At 55.3% G+C, this 5496-nt stretch carries 2 tRNA genes and 3 rRNA genes; all 5 read right to left on the minus strand.

What is annotated here, in order from left to right:
- A 5S ribosomal RNA gene (gene rrf, locus ACFS7Z_RS26890) occupies nt 1-78 on the minus strand; the annotation flags it as partial.
- A 111-nt stretch (nt 79-189) separates the two neighbouring features.
- A 23S ribosomal RNA gene (locus tag ACFS7Z_RS26895) occupies nt 190-3084 on the minus strand.
- A 239-nt stretch (nt 3085-3323) separates the two neighbouring features.
- Nucleotides 3324-3397: transfer RNA gene (locus ACFS7Z_RS26900), tRNA-Ala, on the minus strand.
- Between the two features lie 97 nt (nt 3398-3494).
- Nucleotides 3495-3568: transfer RNA gene (locus tag ACFS7Z_RS26905), tRNA-Ile, on the minus strand.
- A 147-nt stretch (nt 3569-3715) separates the two neighbouring features.
- Nucleotides 3716-5238, minus strand: a 16S ribosomal RNA gene (locus ACFS7Z_RS26910).
- Nucleotides 5239-5496: the final 258 nt, after the last annotated feature.

The raw sequence follows: 5496 nt of genomic DNA on the forward strand, positions 1-5496 counted from the left end.
CAGTACCATCGGCGCGTCCGGGCTTAACTTCTCTGTTCGGGATGGGAAGAGGTGCTCACCGGAGCCATAGCCACCATTGCCTTTGTTGCGATTGCAGGCCGCAATGATGTTTTTATAGTTGTTTTGACTAGTTGGGAAAGAGAGGGAGTAGAAAGGAGCGGGCCGCTTTTGCGGCTTTGGCTCTCGCCTTGGAGAACGCGCTCGGGCAATTAGTACCGCTCGGCTGTGACATTTCTGCCTTTACACCTGCGGCCTATCGACGTCATCGTCTCTGACGGCCCTTAAGGGAGATCTCATCTTGGGGCGGGTTTCGCGCTTAGATGCTTTCAGCGCTTATCCCGTCCGAGCGTAGCTACCCTGCGCTGCGGCTGGCGCCACAACAGGTCCACCAGTGGCTCGTCCAACCCGGTCCTCTCGTACTAAGGTCAGGACCCCTCAAATCTCCGACGCCCACAACAGATAGGGACCGAACTGTCTCACGACGTTCTGAACCCAGCTCGCGTGCCACTTTAATCGGCGAACAGCCGAACCCTTGGGACCTTCTCCAGCCCCAGGACGTGACGAGCCGACATCGAGGTGCCAAACCTCCCCGTCGATATGAGCTCTTGGGGGAGATCAGCCTGTTATCCCCGGCGTACCTTTTATCCTTTGAGCGATGGCCCTTCCATGCGGAACCACCGGATCACTATATCCGTCTTTCGACCCTGCTCGGCTTGTGGGCCTCACAGTCAAGCGCCCTTCTGCTATTGCACTCTGCGCACGGTTACCAAGCGTGCTGAGGGCACCTTTGAAAGCCTCCGTTATTGTTTTGGAGGCGACCACCCCAGTCAAACTACCCACCAAGCACTGTCCCCCTTAATCAAGAAGGTTAGGCGCCAAGCAACTCAAGGGTGGTATTTCAAGGACGGCTCCACGATGCCTGGCGACACCGCTTCGCAGCCTCCCACCTATCCTACACATGAGTTACCCAGCGTCAATGCTAAGCTATAGTAAAGGTGCACGGGGTCTTTCCGTCCCGTTGCGGGTACTCGGCATCTTCACCGAGACTACAATTTCACCGAGCTCACGGCTGAGACAGCGCCCAGATCGTTACACCATTCGTGCAGGTCGGAACTTACCCGACAAGGAATTTCGCTACCTTAGGACCGTTATAGTTACGGCCGCCGTTTACCGGGGCTTCGATTCAGAGCTTCGCCTTGCGGCTAACCCCCCCTCTTAACCTTCCGGCACCGGGCAGGTGTCAGGCCTTATACTTCATCTCTCGATTTCGCAAAGCCATGTGTTTTTGTTAAACAGTCGCCTGGGCCTTTTCACTGCGGCTTCTTGCATTGCTGCAAGGAAGCACCCCTTCTCCCGAAGTTACAGGGTCATTTTGCCGAGTTCCTTGGCCGTGATTCACTCGAGCACCTTAGGATTCTCTCCTCGACCACCTGTGTCGGTTTGCGGTACGGGCGGCTGCAGCGTTAGAACGCTTAGCGGGTTTTCTCGGGAGCCTGATTAGGGACACTCTCTTCCCCCGAAGGGTCAGAGTACTTTCGGCTTTCAGCTAGTGGGGCGTGCTTTACAACCCCTCCAATACCTACGGCCTTAAACGCACTATTCCGTCAGTGCGCGGTCCTTTCACTTCTCCGTCACCGCATCGCTTGCTGCAGCCGGTGCTGGAATATTAACCAGCTGTCCATCGACCTGCGCTTTCGCCTCGGCCTTAGGACCCGACTAACCCTGATCCGATTAGCGTTGATCAGGAAACCTTGGTCTTTCGGTGTGCGGGTTTCTCGCCCGCATTATCGTTACTCATGCCTACATTTGCTTTTCCCTGCGCTCCAGCGCGCCTCGCCGGCACGCCTTCGCCGCAGCAGGGAATGCTCCCCTACCAGTGTATATAATACAATCCGTAGCTTCGGTGCCATGCTTGATGCCCGATTATTATCGATGCCCTCTCGCTCGACCAGTGAGCTGTTACGCACTCTTTAAAGGAATGGCTGCTTCCAAGCCAACCTCCTGGCTGTCTAAGCAAGTGGACCCCCTTTGTTCAACTTAGCCTGGACTTGGGGACCTTAGCTGACGGTCTGGGTTCTTTCCCTCTCGGCGCGGGACCTTAGCACCCCGCGCCTCACTGCCGCGTATGTCAAGTGGCATTCGGAGTTCGTCAGGATTCGGTAGGATGTGACTCCCCCTAGTCCTATCGGTAGCTCTACCTCCACATGACTCCACCGCGACGCTGCCCCTAAAGGCATTTCGGGGAGTACGAGCTATTTCTCAGTTTGATTGGCCTTTCACCCCTACCCACAGGTCATCCAAATACTTTTCAACGTAAACTGGTTCGGACCTCCAGTTGGTTTTACCCAACCTTCATCCTGCCCATGGGTAGATCACAAAGTTTCGCGTCTGCCCCCCCTGACTCTGCGCCCTGTTCGGACTCGCTTTCGCTGCGGCTCCGGTCCTTAAGGACCTTAACCTCGCCAGGGAGGAGCAACTCGTAGGCTCATTATGCAAAAGGCACGCCGTCACCCCACAAAAGGGCTCCGACCGCTTGTAGGCGCATGGTTTCAGGATCTGTTTCACCCCCTTATTCAGGGTACTTTTCACCTTTCCCTCACGGTACTGGTTCACTATCGGTCTCTCAGGAGTATTTAGCCTTAGCGGATGGTGCCGCTGGATTCAGGCGGGATTTCTCCGGTCCCGCCCTACTCAGGATACCACTAGGGCCAAAGAGCTTACGTGCACGGGCCTGTCACCCTCTACGGTGCACCTTCCCAGGTGCTTACACTTCAATCTTTGGTCCCACGTCGTGGTCCTACAACCCCGACACTGCCGTGACAGCATCGGTTTGGGCTGTTGCGCGTTCGCTCGCCACTACTTGCGCAATCACTCTTGTTTTCTCTTCCTCCGGGTACTTAGATGTTTCAGTTCCCCGGGTTCGCCCCCCGTAGGGTAGTGTGTCTTCAACACACTGGGTTGCCCCATTCGGACATCCGCGGATCAACTTGTATGTGCCAATCCCCGCGGCTTATCGCAGCTTGTCGCGTCCTTCATCGCCTCTGAGAGCCTAGGCATCCCCCATGCGCCCTTCTCTGCGTTCTCGACCGTGCCCCCAAGCAGGGGCGCGGTCCGCTTCTTTCTCGTTATGCATGGATTACCTCTTTCAAGGTAACCTAAACTTTACTTTTGTTTCTCTCTCTTTCCCATCATGTCAAAGAACTTTCCCTGATTGCCGACTGCCTTGCGGTTGATTGCTGGTGGGCGCTCAACACATAGTGCATCATCCTCAGGTTAGAAGTGAAAACCATCTGCTTTCACCTTGTTGTGTTTGTTGTGCTGTGTGGAGAATAACGGAGTCGAACCGTTGACCTCCTGCGTGCAAAGCAGGCGCTCTAGCCAGCTGAGCTAATCCCCCCGGTGTAGTTTAGGAGTTTATGAGTCGGGGAGTTTGGGAGTCAAGAGTATACTTACTCTCTAACTTTCTAACTCTTTAACTTTCTAACTCCTGTGAGTGGGCCTGCGTGGACTCGAACCACGGACCTCTACATTATCAGTGTAGCGCTCTAACCACCTGAGCTACAAGCCCATGAACATTAGCGCGCTCCGGGCGGCGCCTCACAGTCACCTTTCAGTAAATAAGGTTTTGATTGAATGGTTGAGACAGTTGTCTAAGGTGGCATCCGCACAGGTAAACGTGCGCCTTTCTTTCAGGAAAGCCAGGGGCCGTCTCTAGAAAGGAGGTGATCCAGCCGCACCTTCCGGTACGGCTACCTTGTTACGACTTAGCCCCAGTTACCAGTTTTACCCTAGACGGCTCCTTTGACGGTCACCGGCTTCAGGTCTCCCTGACTTCCATGGCTTGACGGGCGGTGTGTACAAGGCCCGGGAACGTATTCACCGCGTCGTTGCTGATACGCGATTACTAGCGATTCCGGCTTCACGGAGTCGAGTTGCAGACTCCGATCCGAACTGAGACCGGCTTTTTGAGATTGGCGCCCTATCACTAGGTGGCGACCCTCTGTACCGGCCATTGTAGCACGTGTGTAGCCCTAGGCGTAAGGGCCATGATGACTTGACGTCGTCCCCGCCTTCCTCGCTTCTTGCGAAGGCAGTCCCTTTAGAGTCCCCGCCATGACGCGCTGGCAACTAAAGGTAGGGGTTGCGCTCGTTGCGGGACTTAACCCAACACCTCACGGCACGAGCTGACGACAGCCATGCAGCACCTTGCTTTGTGCCCCGAAGGGAGGGGCCATCTCTGGCCCTGTCACGCGCATTCTAGCCTAGGTAAGGTTCCTCGCGTATCATCGAATTAAACCACATGCTCCACCGCTTGTGCGGGCCCCCGTCAATTCCTTTGAGTTTCACCCTTGCGGGCGTACTCCCCAGGTGGATGACTTAACGCTTTCGCTTGGACGCTGACAGTGTATCGCCAACATCGAGTCATCATCGTTTACGGCGTGGACTACCAGGGTATCTAATCCTGTTCGCTCCCCACGCTTTCGTGCCTCAGCGTCAGTTTCGGCCAAGCGAGCTGCCTACGCAATCGGGGTTCTTGGTGGTATCTAAGCATTTCACCGCTACACCACCAGTTCCGCCCGCCTCGACCGAACTCAAGCCCGCCAGTATCAACGGCAGTTCCGGGGTTGAGCCCCGGGATTTCACCGCTGACTTAACGGGCCGCCTACGCACCCTTTAAACCCAATAAATCCGGACAACGCTTGCACCCTCCGTATTACCGCGGCTGCTGGCACGGAGTTAGCCGGTGCTTATTCATATAGTACCGTCAGTTACCTTCGCAAAGGCGTTTTCTTCCTATATAAAAGCAGTTTACAACCCAGAAGGCCTTCTTCCTGCACGCGGCATGGCTGGGTCAGCCTCTCGGCCATTGCCCAATATTCCCTACTGCTGCCTCCCGTAGGAGTCTGGTCCGTGTCTCAGTACCAGTGTGGGGGACCATCCTCTCAGAACCCCTAGCCATCGTCGCCTTGGTGGGCCTTTACCCCGCCAACTAGCTAATGGCACGCATGCCCATCTTCCACCGCCAAAGCTTTAATCATCTTCGGATGCCCTCAAATGATGTTATGCGGTATTAATCCACCTTTCGGTGGGCTATCCCCCAGTGGAAGGTAGGTTGCATACGCGTTACGCACCCGTGCGCCACTAACTGGAAACCCGAAGGTCTCCAGTCCGTTCGACTTGCATGTATTAGGCCTGCCGCTAGCGTTCATCCTGAGCCAGGATCAAACTCTCCATTGTAATAGTTACTTCAAACAGCCTAAGCTGTTCATGTGTTCGTCCGACCCCGGCTTCCCTGATTATCTCCCTCTCCCCGCGACGGGGAAAGGGAACCGACGCAGTTTCTGTCCCTGCGCGGATTACCTTAAATTTTCTGTCTCAACCAATCTCTCAAAGAACGTGTCGAGGAGCTACTCTCCTCGCCTGCGGCACAGCCTGTGCCGGTGTTTTCAATCTCTTAGAACCTTTTGTTCTGGAAGCGGATGCAAAGGTAAGAAG

The sequence above is a fragment of the Pontibacter toksunensis genome, from assembly GCF_042686245.1.
Classification (GTDB): Bacteria; Bacteroidota; Bacteroidia; order Cytophagales; family Hymenobacteraceae; genus Pontibacter; species Pontibacter toksunensis.